The organism is Kitasatospora sp. MMS16-BH015, from assembly GCF_002943525.1.
Classification (GTDB): Bacteria; Actinomycetota; Actinomycetes; order Streptomycetales; family Streptomycetaceae; genus Kitasatospora.
In genome coordinates, this window is record NZ_CP025394.1 from 2590558 (window position 1) to 2611423 (window position 20866).

Annotated in this window: 21 protein-coding genes; 13 read left to right on the plus strand and 8 right to left on the minus strand. The window is 73.2% G+C overall.

Annotation, left to right across the window (positions count from 1 at the left end; genetic code table 11):
* Positions 1 to 150: 150 nt before the first annotated feature.
* The 6 genes from CFP65_RS11210 to CFP65_RS11235 all read left to right on the plus strand — a co-directional run bounded on the left by CFP65_RS11210 (position 151) and on the right by CFP65_RS11235 (position 6468).
* Positions 151 to 1431 (plus strand): sensor histidine kinase, encoded by a 1281-nt coding sequence (locus CFP65_RS11210; protein ID WP_104815969.1) that lies wholly within the window; start codon positions 151 to 153, stop codon positions 1429 to 1431.
* Positions 1428 to 2093 carry a response regulator transcription factor gene (locus CFP65_RS11215; RefSeq protein WP_104815970.1) on the plus strand — a complete coding sequence of 222 codons (666 nt, stop codon included), beginning with the start codon at positions 1428 to 1430 and terminating at the stop codon, positions 2091 to 2093. Before CFP65_RS11210 ends, CFP65_RS11215 begins: the two co-directional genes overlap by 4 nt.
* Before the next feature lie 120 nt (positions 2094 to 2213).
* Positions 2214 to 3341 carry an alpha/beta hydrolase gene (locus CFP65_RS11220; RefSeq protein ID WP_104815971.1) on the plus strand — a complete coding sequence of 376 codons (1128 nt, stop codon included), beginning with the start codon at positions 2214 to 2216 and terminating at the stop codon, positions 3339 to 3341.
* Positions 3328 to 4542 (plus strand): acyltransferase, encoded by a 1215-nt coding sequence (locus CFP65_RS11225; RefSeq protein WP_104815972.1) that lies wholly within the window; start codon positions 3328 to 3330, stop codon positions 4540 to 4542. Before CFP65_RS11220 ends, CFP65_RS11225 begins: the two co-directional genes overlap by 14 nt.
* A gap of 124 nt (positions 4543 to 4666) precedes the next feature.
* A complete protein-coding gene (locus CFP65_RS11230) occupies positions 4667 to 5029 on the plus strand; it encodes an MmcQ/YjbR family DNA-binding protein (protein WP_104815973.1) in 363 nt (120 codons plus the stop codon).
* A gap of 173 nt (positions 5030 to 5202) precedes the next feature.
* Positions 5203 to 6468, plus strand: a complete 1266-nt coding sequence (locus CFP65_RS11235; RefSeq protein WP_168219591.1) for an alpha/beta hydrolase — start codon at positions 5203 to 5205, stop codon at positions 6466 to 6468.
* A 19-nt stretch (positions 6469 to 6487) separates the two neighbouring features.
* On the opposite strand, the gene CFP65_RS11240 is transcribed toward CFP65_RS11235, so the two are convergent.
* A complete protein-coding gene (locus tag CFP65_RS11240; RefSeq protein WP_371682525.1) occupies positions 6488 to 6946 on the minus strand; it encodes a DUF6624 domain-containing protein in 459 nt (152 codons plus the stop codon).
* 231 nt (positions 6947 to 7177) lie between these two features.
* On the minus strand, positions 7178 to 8128 hold the full coding sequence (locus CFP65_RS11245) for a YafY family protein (protein WP_104815974.1): 951 nt from the start codon (positions 8126 to 8128) through the stop codon (positions 7178 to 7180).
* A 118-nt stretch (positions 8129 to 8246) separates the two neighbouring features.
* On the opposite strand from CFP65_RS11245, the gene CFP65_RS11250 reads away from it, so the two are divergent.
* The gene (locus CFP65_RS11250) at positions 8247 to 8828 is read left to right on the plus strand and encodes a TIGR03086 family metal-binding protein (RefSeq protein WP_104815975.1); all 582 of its coding nucleotides are present in this window, start codon (positions 8247 to 8249) and stop codon (positions 8826 to 8828) included.
* Positions 8829 to 8974: 146 nt separating this feature from the next.
* Here the strand turns inward: CFP65_RS11250 and CFP65_RS11255 are convergent, their stop codons facing one another.
* Both CFP65_RS11255 and CFP65_RS11260 read right to left on the minus strand, forming a co-directional pair.
* Positions 8975 to 9979: an aldo/keto reductase gene (locus CFP65_RS11255; protein ID WP_104815976.1), complete on the minus strand. Its 1005-nt coding sequence runs from the start codon at positions 9977 to 9979 to the stop codon at positions 8975 to 8977.
* Entirely contained in the window at positions 9976 to 10431 is a 456-nt protein-coding gene (locus CFP65_RS11260; protein WP_254552885.1) for a MerR family transcriptional regulator, read from the minus strand. Before CFP65_RS11260 ends, CFP65_RS11255 begins: the two co-directional genes overlap by 4 nt.
* Before the next feature lie 142 nt (positions 10432 to 10573).
* Between CFP65_RS11260 and CFP65_RS11265 the strand changes: the two genes are divergently transcribed.
* Positions 10574 to 11407, plus strand: a complete 834-nt coding sequence (locus CFP65_RS11265) for a serine hydrolase (protein ID WP_104815977.1) — start codon at positions 10574 to 10576, stop codon at positions 11405 to 11407.
* Between the two features lie 105 nt (positions 11408 to 11512).
* On the opposite strand, the gene CFP65_RS11270 is transcribed toward CFP65_RS11265, so the two are convergent.
* Positions 11513 to 12289: a pirin family protein gene (locus CFP65_RS11270; protein ID WP_174805522.1), complete on the minus strand. Its 777-nt coding sequence runs from the start codon at positions 12287 to 12289 to the stop codon at positions 11513 to 11515.
* Positions 12290 to 12504: 215 nt separating this feature from the next.
* On the opposite strand from CFP65_RS11270, the gene CFP65_RS11275 reads away from it, so the two are divergent.
* The 5 genes from CFP65_RS11275 (at position 12505) to CFP65_RS11295 (ending at position 17529) form a co-directional block, all read left to right on the plus strand.
* The gene (locus CFP65_RS11275; protein WP_104820791.1) at positions 12505 to 13701 is read left to right on the plus strand and encodes a CdaR family transcriptional regulator; all 1197 of its coding nucleotides are present in this window, start codon (positions 12505 to 12507) and stop codon (positions 13699 to 13701) included.
* A 90-nt stretch (positions 13702 to 13791) separates the two neighbouring features.
* On the plus strand, positions 13792 to 14736 hold the full coding sequence (locus tag CFP65_RS11280) for an ACP S-malonyltransferase (protein ID WP_104815978.1): 945 nt from the start codon (positions 13792 to 13794) through the stop codon (positions 14734 to 14736).
* Positions 14733 to 15779 carry a beta-ketoacyl-ACP synthase III gene (locus tag CFP65_RS11285; RefSeq protein WP_104815979.1) on the plus strand — a complete coding sequence of 349 codons (1047 nt, stop codon included), beginning with the start codon at positions 14733 to 14735 and terminating at the stop codon, positions 15777 to 15779. Before CFP65_RS11280 ends, CFP65_RS11285 begins: the two co-directional genes overlap by 4 nt.
* 125 nt (positions 15780 to 15904) lie before the next feature.
* A complete protein-coding gene (locus CFP65_RS11290) occupies positions 15905 to 16153 on the plus strand; it encodes an acyl carrier protein (protein WP_104815980.1) in 249 nt (82 codons plus the stop codon).
* 110 nt (positions 16154 to 16263) lie between these two features.
* The gene (locus CFP65_RS11295) at positions 16264 to 17529 is read left to right on the plus strand and encodes a beta-ketoacyl synthase (protein WP_104815981.1); all 1266 of its coding nucleotides are present in this window, start codon (positions 16264 to 16266) and stop codon (positions 17527 to 17529) included.
* Positions 17530 to 17627: 98 nt separating this feature from the next.
* On the opposite strand, the gene CFP65_RS11300 is transcribed toward CFP65_RS11295, so the two are convergent.
* The 3 genes from CFP65_RS11300 to CFP65_RS11310 all read right to left on the minus strand — a co-directional run bounded on the left by CFP65_RS11300 (position 17628) and on the right by CFP65_RS11310 (position 20833).
* A complete protein-coding gene (locus CFP65_RS11300; protein ID WP_104815982.1) occupies positions 17628 to 18122 on the minus strand; it encodes a DUF3145 domain-containing protein in 495 nt (164 codons plus the stop codon).
* A 286-nt stretch (positions 18123 to 18408) separates the two neighbouring features.
* The gene (locus tag CFP65_RS11305) at positions 18409 to 19575 is read right to left on the minus strand and encodes a M6 family metalloprotease domain-containing protein (protein WP_104815983.1); all 1167 of its coding nucleotides are present in this window, start codon (positions 19573 to 19575) and stop codon (positions 18409 to 18411) included.
* Between the two features lie 91 nt (positions 19576 to 19666).
* The gene (locus tag CFP65_RS11310; protein ID WP_254552339.1) at positions 19667 to 20833 is read right to left on the minus strand and encodes a M6 family metalloprotease domain-containing protein; all 1167 of its coding nucleotides are present in this window, start codon (positions 20831 to 20833) and stop codon (positions 19667 to 19669) included.
* Between the last annotated feature and the right edge of the window lie 33 nt (positions 20834 to 20866).

A 20866-nucleotide genomic window follows, 5' to 3' on the forward strand; every position in this document is an offset into this window, starting at 1 on the left:
CCCGCTCACCCTCCCTCCTGCTCCCCCCTCCTTTCATCCCCTCTTCCTCCCTCCTCTGCGCCCGCTCCGGGGCGTAGTACCTGGGTATGACCCCGGACTTGGCACCCGAGGGTCACGACTCGGGACTCCCTGCCTCCTAGGCTGGCGGGTATGAGAGCCCCGCAGACGATCAGTGCCCTGCTGGGCGCCCTGACCCACCCCTCCCCCGAGCACGGGGTGCTGTTCTCGGCCAGCGCCCGCCGCTGGCTGCGGCTGCTGCCGTACCTGCTGGCGATCGGCGCCACCGCCGCCCTGCTACCCACCGGCATCGCCGTGCTCCACAACGACCACGGCCTGGCCCCGGCGCTGGCCGGCGGCCTGGCCGTCGGGCAGGCGGTGCCGCTGCTGCTCTCGGTCAGTCGGCCGCTGCCCGCCTGGTGGATCGTGGCCGCCGCCGACCTGCTCACCGGTGTCCTGGTGGCCTTCGAAGACCGTGCCTCGCAGACCGGTTGGCCCTGGTCGGTGCCCGGGATCGTCGGGTACACCCTGCTGATGGTGCCGCTGGCCCTGCGCGAGCGCCGCCGCACGCTGTACGCCGTCTGGCTGGCCACCGCCGCCGGCTGCCTCGGCCTCACCTTCTTCTTCTCCGGGGCGGACCACGGGCCCAACAACAGCCTGCTGGTGCTCGCACTCTCCGGCGTCGTCCTGCTGCTCGTCGGCAGCCTGCGCGAACGGGCCGAGGCGCAGCGGAAGTTGACCGAGCAGGAGGCGATCAGCGAGACCGAGCGGGCGCAGCGCACCCTGCTGGAGGAGCGGGCCCGGATCGCCCGCGAGCTGCACGACGTGGTGGCCCACCACATGTCGGTGATCACCGTGCAGGCCGACAGCGCCCCCTACCGGCTGACCGGCCTGCCGCCGGAGGCGGTCGAGGAGTTCGGCTCGATCGCCGCCGCCGCCCGCGGCTCGCTGACCGAGATGCGGCGGCTGCTCGGAGTGCTGCGCGGGGCCGATTCGGACGCCCCCGAGAAGCTGCCCCAGCCGGGCCTGACCGACCTCCCCGGCCTGGTCGAGACGGTGGCCCAGGCCGGCGTCCGGGCCGAGCTGAACGTCACCGCGGAGGTCACCGCGCTCGGCGAACTCCCGCCGGCCGTGGGCCTGTCCACGTACCGGATCGTCCAGGAGGCGCTGGCCAACGTGGTGCGGCACGCGCCCGGCGCACAGGTCTGGGTCTCGCTGGCGGCCGAGGACGAGACGCTGCGGATCACCGTGGTCAACACCGTCGGGGCCGGCGGCCCCGCCGTCGAGACGGCCGGCACCGGGCACGGGCTGACCGGGATGCGGGAACGCGTCCGCCTGCTGGGTGGCAGGCTGGACACCGGCCCGCTCCCGGAAGGCGGCTTCCGGGTCGCGGCCGTCCTGCCGCTCGAACACCTCGGGGAGCCCTCCGCATGACCATCCGCGTACTCATCGTCGACGACCAGGCCATGGTCCGGGCCGGCTTCGCGGCCCTGCTCAACGCCCAGAGCGACATCGACGTGGTCGGCGACGCGGCCGACGGTGCCCAGGCCCTGGAGGTCTGCGGCCGCACCCTGCCGGACGTGGTCCTGATGGACGTTCGGATGCCCGTGATGGACGGCCTGGAGGCCGCCCGCCGGCTGCTCGACCCGGGCGCCGCCCGGCGGCCCAAGGTGCTCATGCTCACCACCTTCGACGTGGACGACTACGTCTACGAGGCCCTGCGGGCCGGCGCCAGCGGCTTCCTGCTCAAGGACGCCCCGCCCGCCGACCTGATCGCCGCCGTCCGCGTGGTCGCCGCCGGCGAGGCCCTGCTGGCCCCCTCCGTCACCCGCCGCCTGATCGAGGACTTCGCCCGCACCCGCCCCGCCCCCCGCCGCGACACCCTCCGCCTCAACGCCCTCACCCCCCGCGAGACCGAAGTCCTCGAACTCATCGCCCGCGGCCTCTCCAACCAGCAGATCGCCGACCGCCTCGTCCTCGCCGAACAGACCGTCAAGACCCACATCGGCCGCATCCTCGCCAAACTCGACCTCCGCGACCGCGCCCAGGCCGTGGTCATCGCCTACGAATCCGGCCTGGTGACGCCGGGTCAGTAGTACCCCGGTAGCACCCGCGAGTTGGCCCCCCGGTGTGACGCCCGGGGGGCCGTCGTCTTCCTACCTTCCTCCTCGTCGCGAACGGATTTCGCAAGCAGGCAGGGACGAGGAGGAGCGGGGATGCGCGGGCGTCTGGGCAGGGTGGTGGCCGGGGTGGTGCTGGCCGCGGTGGCGGTGGGCGGGGTCGGCGGGTGGTCGGCCGGGGAGGGGCAGGCGGCGGCCGTGGGGCTGCCGGGGAGTTGGGCGGAGAGCGCCTTCGGGGTGCGGCTGCCCGAGCCCGGGGTGACGCCGCCCGCCGGGGTGGCGGCCTTCTTCGCCGGGCTGCGGCCAGGGCAGGGCGAGCTGCTGGCCGCCGAGTACCCGCTGGTGGCAGGGAACCTGGACGGGGCTCCGGTCGAACTCCGTTACCGGGCCAACCGGTTGGCGCTGACCCTGGAGGCGGCGAAGGAGCGGGCGCGTGCCGCCGACACCCGGCTGAGCGCCGGTACGCGGGCCGAGGCCCGGGCCCGGGCCGAGCGGTATGCGAGCCTGGCCGACCGTCAGGTGCTGGTCTTCGACCCGCGCGGCCGCGGCCTGCTGGCCGAGGTGTACGGCGAGCTCGCGCCCGGCCGGCCGACGGCCGTGCTCGTGCCCGGCGCCGACATCGACCTGATGAGCTACGACCGCACCAGCTCCCCGTACGGCGCCCCCGCCGGGATGGCCCGGGCCCTGCGGGAGGCCACCGCCGACCGGATCCCGGTGATCGCCTGGGCCGGCTACACCACCCCCACCGGCCTCAGCCTCGACGTGGCCACCACCGGCCTCGCCGAGGCCGGCGCCACCCGGCTGACCAGCCTGCTCGACGGGCTGGACGCCCCCACCACCCTCTACTGCCACAGCTACGGCTCGGTGGTCTGCGGCCACGCCGCCCTCCGCCCCGGCCGCACCACCGCCGTGGTCGCCCTCGGCTCCCCCGGCATGGGCCTGCGCCACGCCGCCGACCTGCCCGTCCCGCTCTGGGCCACCGCCCGCGACCCGGAGGACTGGATCGGCGAAGTGCCCAACGTCCACCTGCTCGGCCTCGGCCACGGCGCCGACCCGACCGCCCCCACCTTCGGTGCCCGCGTGGTCACCAGCACCGGTGCCCGGGGCCACTCCGGCTACTTCGCCCCGGGCACCGCCTCCCTGGCCAACTTCGCCGCCATCGCCCTCGGCACCCCAGTCACCTGCACCCCGACCAGCAAGGAGTGCCGCGATGCCCAGCACTGACACCCTCCGGCGGACCGCCGCCAAGATCGACGCGAGGACCCCCGCGAGCCGGGACCGGGCCCTGGACGGGCTGCGCGCCCTCGCGCTGCTCGCCGTACCGCTCGGCCACTGGATGCTCGGCGGGTTCACCCTCTCCGCAGGTGGGGAGCTGCACAACGCCAGCCCGCTCACCGCCCTCGGCGGGCTCGCCCCGCTCAGCTGGGTGCTCCAACTGCTCGGGATCTTCTTCCTGGTCGGCGGCCACTCCGCGCACCACTCCCTGGAGCGGGCCCGGGCCAAGGGGCGGAGCACCGCGCGGTGGCTGCGCGGGCGCTGCGTGCGGCTGCTGCGGCCGGTGCTCGGGGTGGCGGCGGTCTGGGCCCTGCTGATCCCGCTGCTGCGCGGGCTCGGCCTGCCGGCGGCCACCGTCCGCACCGGGACGACCCTCGTGGTGCAGCCGCTCTGGTACATCGGGATCTACCTGCTGCTCACCGCGCTCACCCCGTACTGCGCGAAGGTCGGCCGCCGCCTCGGCGGCTGGGCGGCGGCGCCGCTGCTCGCGGCGGTGGCCGTGGTCGACCTGCTCCGGTACGGGCCCTGGGCCGGGTCGGTGCCGGGCTGGCTGGGGCTGGTCAACCTGCTGCCGGGCTGGCTGTTCGGCTACCAGCTAGGGGTCTCCTGGGCCCAGGGGCGGATCGGCAAGGCCGGGGCGCGAGCCCTGCTGCTGGGCGGCGGCGCGCTGTTCGCCACCTTGCTGCTGGCCTTCCACTACCCGGCCAGCATGGTCGGGGTGCCCGGCGTCGAGCGCACCAACTCGCACCCGCCGTCCCTCCTGGTGCTGGCGCTGGCCGCCACCCAGTGCGGCGCCGCGATCCTGCTCCGCGAGCGGCTCGGCCGCGCGCTGCGCCGCCCGCTGCTCTGGCTGCCGGTGGTGCTGGTCAACCTCTCGGCGATGACGATCTTCTGCTGGCACCAGACCGCGATGTTCACGGTGGGCACCCTGGGCTCCCGCCTCGGCGCCGTCCCCGGCCTGACCACCGCCCCCGACTCGCTCGGCTGGCTGCTCGCCCGGCTCGCCTGGCTGCCGGTCTTCGCCCTGCTGCTGGCCGCGATCGGCCACTACGCCCGCCGCTTCGACGGCCCCTGGCCGAGCCGCACCTGGAAGGCCGTGGCCGGCACCGGCGCCGCCCTGTTCACCGCGTACGCCCTCGGCATGGTCTGAACCACCGGGCCCGAGAGGACGGCTCGATGAGAACTGACAGAGCCTGACCGCTGTGACGGAATCCGCACCTGCCCGGTACGCCGATGGGGTAGGAGAGCAGCCCGGGACGACCTAGGCTGTGCCCATGGTGACGTTCGATCAGTTCCTGGCGCTGGGCCTCGCGCTGCCGCAAGCGGCCGAGCGGCTCACCTGGGAGACGCGGGTCACGCTGCGGGTGGGTGAGAAGATGTTCGCGCTCGGCACCCCCGGCGAGGGCTCCGTGGCGGTCAAGGCCACCCACGAGGACCAGGCCGAACTCCTCGCCGCCGCCCCCGAGGTCTACTCCGTGGCGCCGTACGTCGGGCGGCACGGCTGGGTGCAGGTGCAGCTGGCCAAGGTGGCCGAGGAGGAGCTGGGCGACCTGCTCGCCGAAGCCTGGCGCAGCATCGCGCCGAAGAAGCTGGTGCGGGAGTACGACGAGGCACTTGGCACGTCCGGGCGAGCCTGACGGTACTTCCGGGCGAACCCGGAGACGCAGGCCTTCCCATGTGAGCCTTCCCACAGTTTAGACTCTGCACGCCCCGCACTTCGAGCGCCTACGCTGGCCCGGAGCGCAGGCGGTCGTACCACCATCGGGCCCCGCCCGCCGTGCAGGTCAGAGGGTCCGAGGAGTTGTCGCCCATGCAGCCCAACCACAAACGGCTCGGTGCGGTGCGCCTCAGCGCGGTACGCCGGAAGGCGAAGCAGCTGAGCGCCACCAAGCTCAGCGTCCTGCGCCGCCGCCGGGTCAAGCGGGTGCTGATAGGCGTCTTCGCCGCCTCCGCCGTGCTGGCCGACGCCGGCGCCGCCGCCGCCCAGGCGGTCTCCGCCAACGAGCAGGTGGCCATCACCTCTCCCCCGGCCGGCTCCGCCGAGTGGGTGGCCGACCACTCGCTGGGCCGCTCGCTGCCCGACCCGGCCACCGCGAGCGCCACCGTCGTGGCCACCTTCTTCGCCTCGCTCACCCCCGAGCAGACCACCCGCCTGATCGCCGAGTACCCACTGGTGGTCGGCAACCTGGACGGCGCCCCGCTGCAGACCCGCTACCAGGCCAACCGGCTGGCCATCGCCGCCGAGCGCGACAAGGCCCGGGCCCGGGCCAACGACACCAAGCTGGACGCCGACACCCGCGCACTGGCCCTCTCCCGCGCCAACGACAGCGAGGGCCTGCTCGCCAAGGGCCGCCAGATCCTGGCCTTCGACCCGCGTGGCCGCGGCCTGGTCAGCGAGGTCTACGGCGACCTCGCCTCGGCCCAGCGGGTGGCCGTCCTGGTGCCCGGTTCGGACGCCGACCTGGCCCACTTCGACCAGACCGCCGACCCGCTGCGCTCCCCCGCCGGGATGGCCCGCGCGCTGCTCGCCGAGGAGCACCGGCAGGACCCGAACGCCCACACCGCGGTGATCGCCTGGACCGGCTACGTGACCCCCTCCGGCCTCGGCCCGGACGCCGTCACCTCCCGCCTGGCCGAGGCTGCCGCCCCCCGGCTGGCCCGCCTGCTCTCCGGCCTGGCCGTCACCAGCTCCCCCGCCGCCCCGCCCGCCCTCTTCTGCCACTCCTACGGCTCGGTGGTCTGCGGCGTGGCCGCGCCCAGGATCCACGACGGCCTCCGCACCGACCTGGTGGTCTTCGGCAGCCCCGGCATGGGCGTCCAGAACGCCGCCGAGCTCGGCGACGGCGTCCGGGTCTGGGCCACCCGCAACCCCACCGACTGGATCGGCAACGTCCCGTACCTCGAGGTCGGCGGCCTCGGCCACGGCGCCGACCCGACCGGCCCCGACTTCGACGCCGTCCAGGTCTCCTCGGCCGGCGCGGCCGGCCACACCGGCTACCTCTCCCCGCACACCGCCAGCCTGCGCAACTTCGGCTCGATCGCCCTCGGCGACTACGGCGACGTCACCCACCCCTGACGCCCGGTACCACGGCTGATCAGCAGTACGGCGCGACGTACGCCTCGAACGGCGGGATGCCCACGGCAGCCCGCCGCTCGTCCAACCGCTCCGGCTCCACGCACGGCCAGGGCACCGGCCGCCCGTCCCGCACCCCCGCGATCTGCGTCCCGTAGACCTGCTCCTGCCCCTCGTTGACCAACACCCGGTCCCGCAGGAACGCCAACTCCCGCTCCCCCGCCTGCCCCTGCGCCACCGCCCGGGCCAGCAGCCGCACCGCCCGCCGCTGCAACTCCAGCTGCCGATCGGCGTGTTGAGCGATCAGCCACCCCGCCCGAGCCGCCTCCACCCCCACCAGCTCAGCCGTCGGCCAGCCGTGCTCGTCGAGGAACTCCCCCAGCCAGTCCGCATGTTCGGCCGTCAGCCGCCGCCAGGCCAACTGCTCCTCCGGATCCCCGCTGTTCGCCCAAGGCGCCGCCCGGTGGTCAGCCTCGGCCATCGCAGTGAGTTCCGCCGCCCGAGCGGCAAGGTCGGTGAGCAAGGTCAAGCTCCCCTGAATCGACAGGAATCGGACCAAGAAACCCTACGGGCGCGCACTGTGCCAAAGATCATCCCTGAAGTCGATGACAGACCCTCCTCCCCCTTGAGAGACTATGTCCGGGGTCAGGGGCTCGGTCAGCAACCACCAGGGGCTCGGGGAACTGCGAGGGCATCCCCAGGGGCGCACACCTCACTGGTACACCCCCAGCACCTCCCGCGCCGCAGCCGCCAACTCCTCCCTGACTTCGCGCGGCTCCACCACCTCCACATCCGCGCCGTACGTGAGCAGCATGCGAGCGGCCCGCACCGAGCCGAGCCCGATCACCAACTCGACCAACTCGCAGGTCAGTTCGTACGACTCGAGCACCAGCCCCTGGTGGATCCGCAAGAACATGTCCAGCGCCGACCGCCGCACCCGGATCCGCACCCGCACCTCACTGGGCCGCCGCTCCACCGACTCCCGCAGCCCGCCCCACACCTCCGCGAGCCCCAACCCACCCCGCCGCCGCACCGGCTCCGCCAGCCCCCTGGCACCCCGGACGCGGTCCGCCCGGAACAGCCGCGGCTCCCCCGCCAGATCGGCCACCAGGTACCAGACCCCCGCCTTGCTCACCAGCCCGTACGGGTCGACCACGTACTCCGCGACCTCCCGCGTACCGCTGTGCCGGTAGCTCAACTCCAGCCGCTGGTCCGCGAAGACAGCCCGCTGCAGCTCCCCGAGGTCCACCTCCCCGGCGGCCTGCGCCCGCCACCGTGCCGGGTCCACCAGCACCCGCTCGCTGGTCCGTTCCGCCGCCGGCCGGTGCGGGGCCGGCAGGGCCGCCATCACCTTCCGCAGCGCCGAGTCGATCGCCCCGCCCAGCCCGAGCGCCTCGTGCGCCCCGTCCGCCGCGAGGACGAACAGCGCCCGCGCCTCGTCCCCGGTCAGCCCCGTGACGTCCGTCCGGTAGCCCGGCAGCAGCCGGATCCCGCCGTGCCGCCCGCGCTCCGCCCAGACCGGCACCCCGGCCGCCGAGAGCGCCTCCACGTCCCGGTACACCGTGCGGACGGAGACCTCCAGCCGCTCGGCCAGTTCGGCGGCGGGCACCTGCCCCCGGGTCTGGAGCAGCAACATGATCGAGAGCAGCCGGTCGGCTTTCATGCCATCAGAAGATAGTCGGAATACCTGACACGAGATGTCAGGTATTCCCGGCAGAGTCCTCCTCGTCAGCAGGACGGACCGGGCCGAAGCCGCCCGGTCGAGCATCGAGGAGCACCCCATGAGCGGCACCACCACCGACCCCCGCCCCGGCTACCAGGCCGCGCTCGACCAGCTGGAGAAGCTGGTCGCCACCATCACCCCCGAGCAGCTCTCGCTGCCCACCCCGTGCAGCGAGTACGACCTCCGGGCCCTGCTCAGCCACGTCATCGGCGGCATCCACCGGATCGCCTACGTCGGTGAGGGCGGCCACGCCGGCGATGTCGTCGCGGCCACCGGGGAGATCGCCGACGACGCCTGGCCGGCCGTCCTCACCCGGGCCCGCGCCCGCGTCACCGCCGCCTGGGCGGACGACGCCCGCCTGGACGCCGTGGCCGTCGCCCCCTGGGGTGAAGTCCCGGGCCGCGCGGCCCTCGGCGGCTACGTGATGGAGGCCGTGACCCACACCTGGGACATCGCCCGGGCCACCGGCCAGGAGGCCGCCCTCGACGACACCCTCGCCGAAGCCGCCCTCGCCGTGGCCAAGTTCGTCCTCCCGGCCGAGCGGCGCGGCGACGACGTCCCCTTCGGCCCCGTCCAGCCGATCGCCGACGACGCCCCGGCCTACCACCAGCTCGCCGCCTGGCTGGGTCGCCGACCCTGACCCACCAGGGGCTCGGGGAACTCAACGAGGGACATCAACCACAACAGGGGCTCCGGGAACTGCGAGGGCATCCCCTGGGGTGTGCGCTCCTTAACGAGTACACGCCCCATCGCATGCCCTCGCGGTTCCCCGAGCCCCCAAACTCGTTACTCCCGGCCGGCCGACGTGAAGGTCATGTCGGCATAGCGATTGCCCGCCACCTTGCCCGCGATGGGCTCCAGGACGGCGAGCTCCTCCGCCGAGAGCCGAAGCGTCGCCGCCGCGGTGTTCTCCGCCAGGCGGCTCCGCTTCCGGGTGCCGGGGATCGGGACGACGGTCAGGCCGTGCACCTCGGCCCGCTGCTGCACCCAGGCCAGCGCCACCTGAGCGGCCGTCACGCCCCGCGCCTCGGCGATCTCCTTGATCGGTGCCACCAGCGCCGCGTTGCCCGCCGCGTTCGCCCCGCTGAACTGCGGGTGCGCCCGGCGGTAGTCGTCCGCGCTGAGGGTCTCCGCCGCCGCGAAGGAGCCGGTCAGGAAGCCGCGGCCGAGCGGCGAGTACGGCACGAAGGCGACGCCGAGCTCGGCGGCCGCCGGGACGGCGGTGTTCTCCACGTCGCGGGAGAAGATCGACCACTCCGACTGGAGGGCCGCGATCGGGTGCACCGCGTGCGCCTCCCGCAGCTCCTCCCCGGTCACCTCGGAGAGCCCGAGGTGCCGGACCTTGCCCGCGGCGACCAACTCGCCCATGGCGCCGACCGATTCGGCCAGCGGCACCTGCGGGTCACGCCGGTGCATGTAGTACAGGTCGATCACGTCGACGCCCAGGCGCCGCAGCGAGGCGTCCACGGCGGCGTGGATGTACGCCGGGTCGTTGCGGACGCCCCGGTACGACGGGTCGTCCGCCTTGCGCTCGATGGCGAACTTGGTGGCCAGCACCACCCTGTCCCGGTTGGCGCGGACGAACGGGCCGATCAACTCCTCGTTGTGGCCCGAACCGTAGATGTCGGCGGTGTCGAACAGGGTGACCCCGGCCTCCAGCGCGGCGTCCAGCGTGGCCAGCGCCTCGGCGGTGTCGGTGGGGCCGTAGAACTCGCTCATGCCCATGCAGCCGAGGCCCTGGACCCCGACGGTCGGGCCGTTCGTGCCGAGGACGGCGGTGGGGAGAGTCATGCGCTTCGCTTCTTCCTGTCGGTCGTCTCGCGGCAGCTCGGCACGGCCGGGCCGCCCGCGTACAGGTCGATCTTGTAGTCGAGGACCGCGAGCGTCGCGTGCAGATCGGCGATCTGCTGCCGGACGGTCTCGCGGTGGGCCACCAGGAGCTCGTGGCGCTGGGTGTAGGTCTGGTCGCCCTCGCGGGCCAGCTCCACGTAGCGGAGCATGTCGGCCACCGTCATCCCGGTCAGCCGCAGCCGGCCGAGGAAGGCCAGTCGAGCCAAGTCGGCGTCGCTGTACCGGCGTTGGCCGGAGTGCGAGCGGTCGACCGGATCGAGCAGGCCGATCCGCTCGTACCAGCGCAGCGTGTGGGCGGTGAGCCCGCTCGCCGTCGCGACCTCGCTGATGCTGTGGCGCGGGGTACGGCTCGCGTCCGCGCTCGGCGCGCTGTACGCCTGTCCGCAGGTCAGCAGGTCCAGGTCGATCGGTGCGAGCGTGGCCACGGTGTTGCCCCCCAGGTTTCGGTGACGGGTAAGACGCTACTGACTTAGAGCGCACTCCAAGCAAGCCTGCCACGCGGCGCCACGCCGTGGGATGGCTAGAGTGCGGGGCATGGAGAGCTTGCGGATGATCGAGGACTGGCCGGTACCGAACGCGGCGACGGCGGTGGTGCGAGGCGCGGACGGCGCCGTGCTGGGCGCGCACGGCCCACAGGACCAGCTGTTCCCACTGGCCTCGGTGACGAAGCTGCTGACCTCGTACGCCGTGCTGGTGGCCGTGGAGGAGGGCGTCTTCGAGCTGGACGACCCGGCGGGGCCGGAGGGGTCGACCGTGCGGCACCTGCTGGCGCACACCTCGGGTCTGGCCTTCGACGAGCAGAAGGCGATGGCCGCCCCCGGCACCCGGCGGCTCTACTCCAACGCCGGCTTCGAGGTGCTGTCCGAGGCCCTCGCCAAGGCCTCCGGGATCGCCTTCGCGGACTACGCGGCCGAAGCGGTGTTCGCTCCGCTCGGGATGACGGCCACCCTGATCAACACCGCCCACCGCTCGCCGGCCGGCGCCGGTGGCCTCTCCACCGTCACCGACCTGGCCAAGTTCGCCGCCGAGCTGCAGGCCCCCCGCCTGCTCGACCCCTCCACCGTCACCCGGGCCACCCGCGAGATCGCCTACCCGGGCCTGAGCGGCGTCCTCCCCGGCTTCGGCCACCGCCGCCCCAACGACTGGGGCCTCGGCTTCGAGATCCGCAGCGACAAGTCCCCCCACTGGACCGGCACCACCAGCTCCCCCGCGACCTTCGGCCACTTCGGCCAGTCCGGCACCTTCCTCTGGGTCGACCCCGCCGCCGGCCTCGCCTGCATCGCCCTCACCGACCGCGACTTCGGCCCCTGGGCAGCAGAGGCCTGGCCGGCCTTCACGGATGCAGTGTTGTCCGAAGTGAGGCGTTAACCCTTCAGGGGCTCGGGGAACTGCGAGGGTATGCGAGGGGGCGGGCACTCCTTAACGAGTACACGCCCCAGGGGATGCCCTCGCAGTTCCCCGAGCCCCCGATGGCTAGCCGTACTGCACAGGACTGTGCATCTCCCACAACAACAGCTCCGCCCCGTCCTCCCCCGCCGTGGGATCGGCGAAGGCCCCGCCGGTGGCACGGACGGAGTCTCCCGGTGCCATCGAGCGGCCGCCGCCCTGCGGGCCGGGGACGGTGCGGAAGCCGACCGAACCCGCCGTCAGGTGGAGGTAGCGGTAGGGCGCGGCGGGCAGCACCGGCAGCGCCTGCCAGGGCCCGGCCGTCACCAGCCACAGGGCCGCGTCGGACCGACGCAGCCGCAGCGGAGCGACCCCCGCGTCCCGCTCCATCCCGGAGGCGAGCAGGGTCAGCCCGTCCGCCGAGGGCACGACCTTCCGCAGGCCGTACGCGGGCTCGACCCCGAACTCCCCGGGCTGGAGCCACATCTGGACGAACCGGACCGGGCCCTCCGCTCCGCCGACGTTGCGTTCGGAGTGCGTCACCCCGGCTCCGGCGCTCAGGTACTGGATCATTCCGGGACGGACGACCCCCGCGTGGCCGTGGCCGTCCCGGTGGGAGAGGGCGCCCTCGACGACCCAGGTGAGGATCTCGGTGTCCAGGTGCAGGTGGTCGTCGAAGCCGGCGCCGACCGCCAGGGTCTCCTCGTTGCAGGCGAGCAGCGCCCCGAAGGAGACGTTCTTCGGGTCGTAGTGGCCGGAGAAGGAGAAGGCGTGCCTGGTGGAGACGCCGTCGGCGGGGGTGGAGAGGTAGCGCTCGGCCGCACGCCGCAGGTCGGCCCGGGGCCGCGAGGTTACGTCAGTCACACCGTCACGGTAGCCGCCCTCGGCCCCCAGCCGAGGGGGGTGTGCACGAGCACCCCTCGCGGTGAGGCAGGCTTGTCCCTGTGCCAGCCGCTTCAGCGAATTCCGACAAGAAGACCGCAGCCAAGAAGGCCGCCACCACGAAGGCCACCGACCAGGCCGCCGAGCCCGCTCCGCCGGTCGGCGAGGAACCGCCCCGCCCCGCACGCCGGGGGCGCCTGACGGCGCAGGAGCGACGCCTCGCCACCGAGCGCGCCGAGCTGCGCGCCGCCACGCTCAAACGCCTGGAGAAGTCCTCCGGCAAGCTCGCCACCAACGCCATCGCCCGGATGGACGACCAGCTCGGCTGGTACCGGCGGATGCCGCCCGAGCACCGGTCCTGGATCGGCCTGGTCGCCCAGGCCGGCATCGCCGCCTTCACCGAGTGGTACCGCCACCCGGACGCCCCGCAGGCGATCTCCACGGACGTGTTCGGCACCGCGCCCCGCGAGCTCACCCGGGCGATCACCCTGCGCCAGACCGTCGAGCTGATCCGCACCACGATCGAGGTGATGGAGGAGGCCATCGAGGAGGTGGCCGCCCCCGGCGACGAGGCCGGGATGCGCGAGTCGGTGCTGGTCTACGCCCGCGAGATCGCCTTCGCCACCGCCCAGGTCTACGCCCAGGCGGCCGAGGCGCGCGGCGCCTGGGACGCCCGGCTGGAGGCCCTGGTGGTCAACAGCCTGCTCTCCGGGGACGCCGACGAGGGCGTGCTCTCCCGGGCCGCCGCGCTCGGCTGGGGCCAGCCCAGCCAGGTGCGGGTGGTGATGGGCAGCGCCCCGGACGGGGACAGCGAGCTGGTGGTGGAGGCGATCCGCCGGGCCGCCCGGTACGCCAAGCTGCACGTGCTCACCGGGGTGCTCGGCAAGCGCCTGGTCGTGGTGGTGGGCGGCGACAAGGAGCCGGTGCACGCGGCCCGCGCGCTGATCGGCCAGTTCGCCCCCGGCCCGGTGGTGGTCGGCCCCACGGTGGGCGACCTGCTCTCCGCCACCAAGTCGGCGCACGCCGCCGCCGCGGGCCTCAAGGCCTGCGCGGCCTGGCCGGACGCGCCGCGCCCGGTGCTGGCCGACGACCTGCTGCCCGAGCGGGCGCTGGCGGGCGACCAGGCGGCCCGGCGCCAACTGGTGGAGGAAATCTATACACCGTTGGACGAAGCCGGCTCGGCACTGCTGGAGACGCTCAGTGTCTACCTCGAGCAGGCCTCCTCCCTGGAGGGCGCCGCCCGGATGCTCTTTGTGCACCCGAACACCGTGCGCTACCGGCTGAGACGTGTGACTGACGTCACGGGCTATGCTCCGTCCGACGTGCGGTCGGCGTTCACGCTGCGCATCGCACTGGCCCTGGGCCGACTCGGTGCCGCGGTCGAACAGGGATGAGCGGGCTGTAGGGAGTCCACAATCCGCGCTGCTTTTCTTCGTTACCGTCGCCTACCCGCCCCCGGGTGCCTGGCGAGAGAGGGTTGAACCGTGCTCGTAATCGTCGCCCCTGGACAGGGTGCTCAGACCCCTGGATTCCTCCGCCCCTGGCTTGAGCTGGACGGCGCCGCCGACCGGCTGCGGCGGTGGTCCGACGTGGCCGGGCTCGACCTCGTCCACTACGGCACCGAGGCCTCCGAGGAGGAGATCAAGGACACCGCGGTGGCCCAGCCGCTGCTGGTGGCCGCCGGGCTGCTCACCGCCCGTGCGCTCTTCCCCGACGAGGCCGAGGCCCGCCGCCTGGTCGGCGCGGTGGCCGGGCACAGCGTCGGTGAGATCACCGCCGCCGCCGGCGCCGGCGTGCTGAGCGCCCACGACGCCTTGCTGTTCGTCCGCGAGCGCTCGCTGGCGATGGCCGAGGCCGCCGCGATCACCCCGACCGGCATGGCCGCACTGCTCGGCGGCGACCCGGAGCTGGTGGCCGCGAAGCTCGCCGAGCACGGCCTCACCGCCGCGAACAACAACGGCGGCGGCCAGATCGTGGCGGCCGGCACCCTGGCCCAGCTGGAGGCCCTCAAGGCCGACCCGCCGGCCGGCTCCCGGGTGATCTCGCTCAAGGTCGCCGGTGCCTTCCACACCGAGCACATGGCCCCCGGGGTGGAGCGGCTCGCCAAGCTGGCGCCGAGCCTCACCGTGGCGGACCCGCAGGTGGCGTACGTCTCGAACCAGGACGGCAAGGTCGTCGGCAACGGCGCCGAGGTACTGAGCCGGCTGGTGTCGCAGGTCTCCAACCCGGTCCGCTGGGACCTCTGCATGGAGACCCTCGGCGAGCTGGGCGCCACCGCAGTGATCGAGCTGGCCCCGGCCGGTACCCTCACCAACCTGGTCAAGCGCAACCTCAAGGGTGTGGCGACGCTGGCCCTCAAGACCCCCGCCGAACTGGACAAGGCCCGCGCCCTGGTCGCGGAGCACGGCGGTCAGGAGCAGAGCGCATGAGCACCCCCGAGAGCAACACCCCCCGGATCAAGCCCGTCACCGGCGCCCAGTACTCCCGCATCCACGGGGTCGGCGGCTACCGCCCGGTGCGGGTCATCCCGAACGCCGAGGTGCTCGGGTGGATCGACTCCTCGGACGAGTGGATCCGCACCCGCAGCGGGATCGCCGAGCGCCGCTGGGCCGGCCCGGAGGAGACCGTCGCCGAGATGTCGGTGCAGGCCGCCGGCAAGGCGATCGCCCAGGCCGGGATCGACCCGGCGCAGATCGGCGGCGTGATCGTCGCCACCGTCTCGCACCTCAAGCAGACCCCGGCGATCGCCACCGACATCGCCGACCGGCTCGGCTGCGGCACCGCCCCGGCCTTCGACATCTCGGCCGCCTGCGCGGGCTTCGGCTACGGCCTGAGCCTGGCCGACGGCATGATCCGCGGCGGCAGCGCCGAGTACGTGCTGGTGATCGGTGTCGAGCGGCTCAGCGACCTGACCGACCAGTCGGACCGCTCCACCGCCTTCATCTTCGGCGACGGCGCGGGCGCGGCGATCGTCGGCCCGTCCGACACCCCCGGCATCGGCAAGGTGATCTGGGGCTCGGACAGCTCGCAGAAGGACGTCATCTCGCAGACCCAGGCCTGGGACACCGCCTTCGCCAAGCCGGACGCCGTCAACGGCGCCGGCGAGGAGACCAAGTGGCCCGCGCTCCGGATGGAGGGCCAGGCGGTCTTCCGCTGGGCCGTCTGGGAGATGGCCAAGGTGGCCCAGCAGGCGCTGGACGCCGCCGGGATCACCGCCGACCAGCTCGGTGCCTTCATCCCGCACCAGGCGAACATGCGCATCACCGATGCCATGATCAAGAAGCTCGAACTGCCCGACTCGGTGCCCGTCGCCCGCGACATCACCTACACCGGCAACACCTCCGCGGCCTCGATCCCGCTGGCCATGGAGCGCATGTTGGAGAGCGGCGAGGCCCGCAGCGGCGACCTCGCGTTGATCATCGGCTTCGGGGCGGGTCTCGTGTACGCCGCGACAGTCGTTACTCTCCCCTAGGCATCACCGGGCCTCCCGGCCCGACTGACTGACCGACCGTGCCCCGCACCCGCGGGCGCGCGGGGAACGAACTGCCGACTGCCCGCCGGGCAGCGGTCGAATCACAGTGAAGAGGAGCAGCCGCTATGGCTACCAAGGACGAGGTCCTGGAAGGTCTCGCTGAGATCGTCAACGAGATCGCCGGTATCCCGGTCGAGGACGTCGAGCTCGACAAGTCCTTCACCGACGACCTCGACGTCGACTCGCTCTCCATGGTCGAGGTCGTCGTGGCCGCCGAGGAGCGCTTCGACGTGAAGATCCCGGACGACGAGGTCAAGAACCTCAAGACCGTCGGCGACGCCGTGAACTACATCCTCGCGAACCACGAGGGCTGAGTCCGGCCGCCGATCGGCCGGGGTGCGCGAGCACCCCGGCCGGTCACCCCCCTTCCACCCCGGCCGAGCACAGGCCACCACTCCCAGCTCACGTGAGAGAAGAAGAACCAGTGACCGCTGAAAATCGCACCGTGGTCGTCACAGGTATCGGCGCCTTCACGCCGCTCGGCGGCGACGCCGCCTCGTTCTGGGCGGGCCTGGTCGAGGGCCGCTCCGGGGTGGCCCCGCTCACCGAGGAGTGGGCAGCCGACCTGCCCGTCCGGATCGCCGCCCGGGTGGCCGTCGAGCCCGGCGAGATCCTGCCCCGTCCGCTGACCCGCAAGCTGGACCGCTCGGCGCAGTTCGCGCTGATCGCCGCCCGCGAGGCCTGGGCCGACGCCGGCTACGAGACCCCCGCCACCGACGAGTCCTCCAAGCTCGCCCCCGAGCGCCTGGGCGCCGTGATCGCCTCCGGCATCGGCGGCGTCACCACCCTGCTCGACCAGTACGACGTGCTGCGCGAGAGCGGAGTCCGCAAGGTCTCCCCGCACACCGTCCCGATGCTGATGCCCAACTCCCCCGCCGCCAACGTCGGCCTGGAGGTCGGCGCCCGCGCGGGTGTGCACACCCCCGTCTCCGCCTGCGCCTCCGGCGCCGAGGCGATCGGCTACGCGATCGAGATGATCCGCACCGGCCGCGCCGACGTGGTGGTGGCCGGCGGCACCGAGGCCGCGATCCACCCGCTGCCGATCGTCGCCTTCGCCAACATGATGGCGATGTCCAAGAACAACGAGAACCCGACCGAGGCCTCCCGCCCGTACGACACGGCGCGCGACGGCTTCGTGCTCGGCGAGGGCGCCGGCGTCGTCGTGCTGGAGTCGGCGGAGCACGCCGCCGCCCGCGGCGCCCGGGTCTACTGCGAGGCGGTCGGCCAGGGCCTCTCCTCCGACGCCCACCACATCGCCCAGCCCGAGCCCACCGGCTCCGGCGTGGCCCGCGCGATCGCCGACCTCTTCGACCGCAACGAGCTCGACAAGGCCGAGCTGGTCCACGTCAACGCCCACGCCACCTCGACCCCCCAGGGCGACGTCGCGGAGCTCAAGGCCCTCCGCAAGGAGCTCGGCGAGCACCTCGACCACATCGCGATCTCCGCCACCAAGTCGATGACCGGCCACCTCCTCGGCGGCGCCGGCGGCATCGAGACGGTCGCCACCGTCCTCGCCCTCCACCACCGCCTGGCCCCGCCCACCATCAACCTCGACCACCTGGACGAGGAGGTCGAGGCCGACATCGTCACCGGCGAGCCCCGCAAGCTCCCCGAGGGCCCCATCGCCGCCCTCAACAACTCCTTCGGCTTCGGCGGCCACAACGTGGTGCTCGCCTTCCGCACTGCGTAAACCACCAGGGGCGCGGGGAACTGCGCGCGCAACCGCCCTACCAGGTAGAGGGCTGAGCGCGCAGTTCCCCGCGCCCCCGGGCGTACCGCCCCAGTTGGTTACACGACCTGGTGCAGCCAGCGGACGGGCGCCCCGTCCCCCGCATAGCGGAACGGCTCCAACTCGTCGTCCCAGGGCTTCCCGAGCAGCCGCGCCAGCTCCGCCTCCAGGTCCGTCCCCTCGGTCTTCGACCGCAAGAGCACAGCCCGCAGCCGGTCCTCCGGGATCAGGATGTCGCCGTGCAGGCCGGTGACGGCGTGGAAGATGCCGAGTGAGGGCGTGGAGCTGTACCGCTCGCCCTCGGCCGTGGCGCAGGGCTCGCTGGTGACCTCGTAGCGGATCAGCTGCCAACCCCGCAGGGCGGAGGCCAGCTTGGACGCGGTGCCGGGCTCCCCCTGCCAGGAGAGCTCGGAGCGCCAGTGACCGGCGGCGGCCGGCTGCCGCAGCCAGTCGAGGCTGACTCGCACCCCGAGCACACCCGCGACCGCCCACTCGACGTGCGGGCACAACGCGCGCGGCGCGGAGTGGATGTAGAGCACACCACGTGTCGTCATCGGGACCTCCTGGCGGTGGACGAGGGTCGCCTTCCCCAGCTGCCTCGCACCATGCACCGATCCGGCCCGGTCTGACTGTCTTGTGCCCTCTTCGGGCTCAACTCATTCGACATTAGGTCATCAAGTTGAGCAAAACGGACAACCTTTCACACCATGCTATCCGGATCCCGGGTGTGGTCTAGCCCTCGTCGGGTTTCCTCCCCCGAACGGCCCCATCGCCGGGGCGGGCACCACCGTAGCGCCCGCACCGGCACCTCGCATGACGGTCCGTCGGATTGACGGAAAGTCACCAACTGGTGGCCCGTACGGTGTCGCCGTAGGTGCCCCCGCTCAGCACCTCCACCCGGACGCCCCAGTACGGATCGGTGAAGGTCTGCCCGGGCTGGAGGGCCGCCAGGTCGAGCGCGGTGCAGCCGGCGGGCACGGCGGCCCCCGGGTTCCCGTTCATCACCTGCACCGCGCCCTCCCCGGTCGCCACCGAGGTGTCCACCCGGTAGACCACCACCCCGGTCGAGCAGGGTGCCCGGTCCGCGTAGGCGGCCCGCCGGGACTCCACCACGTAGGCCAGCGTGGCCGTGAGCTTCAGCACCACGATCTTGGTGCCGCCCACGTACTCCACCGCGGTGAGCGGCACGGTGGTCTGCCCGACCCCGGGCACGCAGGCCACCTGGGCCTCGTCCAGCCAGCCGAGCTTCCAGGCCTCCCAGCCGAAGTACTCGGGTGCGGGGCCGCCGACCTTGCCCATCAGGTCCCAGCCGCCCACGTACCGGTGGATGTCCGCGCCGTCGTAGCCGTAGAGGTCGGGCAGGCCGAAGGTGTGGCCGGTCTCGTGGTCGGCGATCTTCGGGCCCCAGTACCAGAGGTCCTGGCCGAAGGTGACCGCCCACTTGATCCGGCTGCCGTCGGCGCTGACGCCGGCCGTGGTGGGGTCGTAGACGTAGGTGGGGGTGAAGCTGATCGCCGAGGCCGTCCGGGGTGGCACCACGTAGACCAGGTCGTACTGCGAGAAGTCCACGTACGGGTCGGCCGCCTCCACCGCCTGCCGGACGTACAGCTCGTGCTGCTCGAAGCTGATGCCGCGTTGGTAGCCGTAGCTGGTGGAGGGCTGCGGCATCCGCAGCCAGCGCGGCAGCTGGGTGATGGCCAGCCAGGTGCGGCCGTAGGAGGCCTGCCACATCCAGTCGGCGGCGGGGGTGATCTGGGCGCCGTAGTTGGCGGTCGGCGCGTCGGCGGGGGCGTCGGAGAAGTCGACGTAGAGCATCAGCACCCGCTTGGTGCCCAGCGGCTGCTGGAAGCGGGTGCGGTCGGTGTCGTGGCCCTCGTCCATCCAGCCGGTGGTGCCGGCCAGCGCGCAGGGCGAGGAGCTCGCGGCGGCCCGGTGGGCGGGGACGAGCAGCAGGGCTAGCAGGGCGCAGAGGGCGAGCAGGGCGGCCGTGGGTCGGACGGTACGCATGAGTGGTGACCTCCGGAGTGTGGGGGGGTGGAGGCGCCCCGGCCCGGGCATCAGCCGCCCGGGCCGGGGAGTGAAAGGGGAGGAACGGGCACTACCGGCTCAGGACGACCAGGTCGTCGTGCGGGCCCTTGCTCCGGACCTGGATCCGGACGCCGCTCGCCGGGTCGGTGAAGGACTGGCCGGGCTGGAAGGCGGCCAGGTCGAGCGGGGTGCAGCCGGTGGGTAGGACGGCGGTGGGGTTGCCGTTGACCACCTGGACCGGGCCCTGGCCGGTCTGGGTGGCGGTGTCGATCCTGTAGATCAGCACGCCGGTGGAGCAGGCCTTGGCGTCGGCGCCGAGGGCCCGGCGGGATTCGGCCACGTAGGCCGTGGTCGGGCCGGTGGGCAGCACCGCGATCTTGGTGCCGCCGGTGCGCTCGATCGCGTTCAGCCGCACCGTCCGCTTGCCGGCCGTGGGGAGGCAGGCCACCTGCCTGTCGTCGATCCAGCCGAACTTCCAGCGCTCCCAGCCGAGGTGCTGGGGCGAGGCACCCGCGATGTTGCCCATCAGGTCCCAGCCGCCCACGTAGCGGTGGTAGTCGGTGGCGGTGAAGGCGTAGAGGTCGGGCAGGCCGAAGGTGTGCGAGGTCTCGTGGTCGGCCACCGTCGGGCCCCAGTGGTAGCGGTCCTGGCCGAAGGTGACGGCCCATTTGATCCGGTGGCCCTTGACCGTGATCCCGGCGGCGGTCGGGTCGTAGAGGTAGGTGGGCGAGAAGGTGATCGCCGAGGCGTTCTTGGTCGGGACGACGTAGACCAGGTCGTAGCGGGAGAAGTCGGTGTACGGCGCCGCCGCCTCCACCGCCTGGCGGACGTAGAGCTCGTGCTGCTCGAAGCTGATGCCCCGGTCGAAGCCGTAGGAGTTCGAGGCCTGTGGCATCCGCAGCCAGCGGCGCAGCGGGGTGAGGTCGAGCCTGGTGCGGCCGTAGGAGTCCTGCCTCATCCAGTCGGCGGCGGGGGCGAGTTCGTCGTAGTAGTCCTGCGGCGCGCCCTGGGCGGGGGCGTCGGGGAAGTCGACGAAGAGCGTCAGCACGTGCTTGGTGCCGATCGGGTCGAGGAACTGGGTGCGGTCGGTGGTGTGGCCCTCGTCCGTCCAGCCGGTCGCGCCGGGCAGCGCGCAGGCGGCGGCGCCTGGGGAGGCGGCGGCCGAGGCGGGGGCGGCGGCGACCAGCGGAGCGGCGAGGACCAGGGCCAGCGTGGCGGCCAGGGGGTGGAGTCTCATGGCTTCTCCAGTACGGGTGGGTTTCATGGGGGG

Bases quoted from the DNA above. Each gene is read 5' to 3' on its own strand.
- CFP65_RS11210 (WP_104815969.1), top strand. From the start codon at position 151: ATGAGAGCCCCGCAGACGATCAGTGCCCTGCTGGGCGCCCTGACCCAC.
- CFP65_RS11215 (WP_104815970.1), top strand. From the start codon at position 1,428: ATGACCATCCGCGTACTCATCGTCGACGACCAGGCCATGGTCCGGGCC.
- CFP65_RS11220 (WP_104815971.1), top strand. From the start codon at position 2,214: ATGCGCGGGCGTCTGGGCAGGGTGGTGGCCGGGGTGGTGCTGGCCGCG.
- CFP65_RS11225 (WP_104815972.1), top strand. From the start codon at position 3,328: ATGCCCAGCACTGACACCCTCCGGCGGACCGCCGCCAAGATCGACGCG.
- CFP65_RS11230 (WP_104815973.1), top strand. From the start codon at position 4,667: ATGGTGACGTTCGATCAGTTCCTGGCGCTGGGCCTCGCGCTGCCGCAA.
- CFP65_RS11235 (WP_168219591.1), top strand. From the start codon at position 5,203: ATGCAGCCCAACCACAAACGGCTCGGTGCGGTGCGCCTCAGCGCGGTA.
- CFP65_RS11240 (WP_371682525.1), bottom strand. From the start codon at position 6,946: ATGGCCGAGGCTGACCACCGGGCGGCGCCTTGGGCGAACAGCGGGGAT.
- CFP65_RS11245 (WP_104815974.1), bottom strand. From the start codon at position 8,128: ATGAAAGCCGACCGGCTGCTCTCGATCATGTTGCTGCTCCAGACCCGG.
- CFP65_RS11250 (WP_104815975.1), top strand. From the start codon at position 8,247: ATGAGCGGCACCACCACCGACCCCCGCCCCGGCTACCAGGCCGCGCTC.
- CFP65_RS11255 (WP_104815976.1), bottom strand. From the start codon at position 9,979: ATGACTCTCCCCACCGCCGTCCTCGGCACGAACGGCCCGACCGTCGGG.
- CFP65_RS11265 (WP_104815977.1), top strand. From the start codon at position 10,574: ATGGAGAGCTTGCGGATGATCGAGGACTGGCCGGTACCGAACGCGGCG.
- CFP65_RS11285 (WP_104815979.1), top strand. From the start codon at position 14,733: ATGAGCACCCCCGAGAGCAACACCCCCCGGATCAAGCCCGTCACCGGC.
- CFP65_RS11290 (WP_104815980.1), top strand. From the start codon at position 15,905: ATGGCTACCAAGGACGAGGTCCTGGAAGGTCTCGCTGAGATCGTCAAC.
- CFP65_RS11300 (WP_104815982.1), bottom strand. From the start codon at position 18,122: ATGACGACACGTGGTGTGCTCTACATCCACTCCGCGCCGCGCGCGTTG.
- CFP65_RS11305 (WP_104815983.1), bottom strand. From the start codon at position 19,575: ATGCGTACCGTCCGACCCACGGCCGCCCTGCTCGCCCTCTGCGCCCTG.
- CFP65_RS11310 (WP_254552339.1), bottom strand. From the start codon at position 20,833: ATGAGACTCCACCCCCTGGCCGCCACGCTGGCCCTGGTCCTCGCCGCT.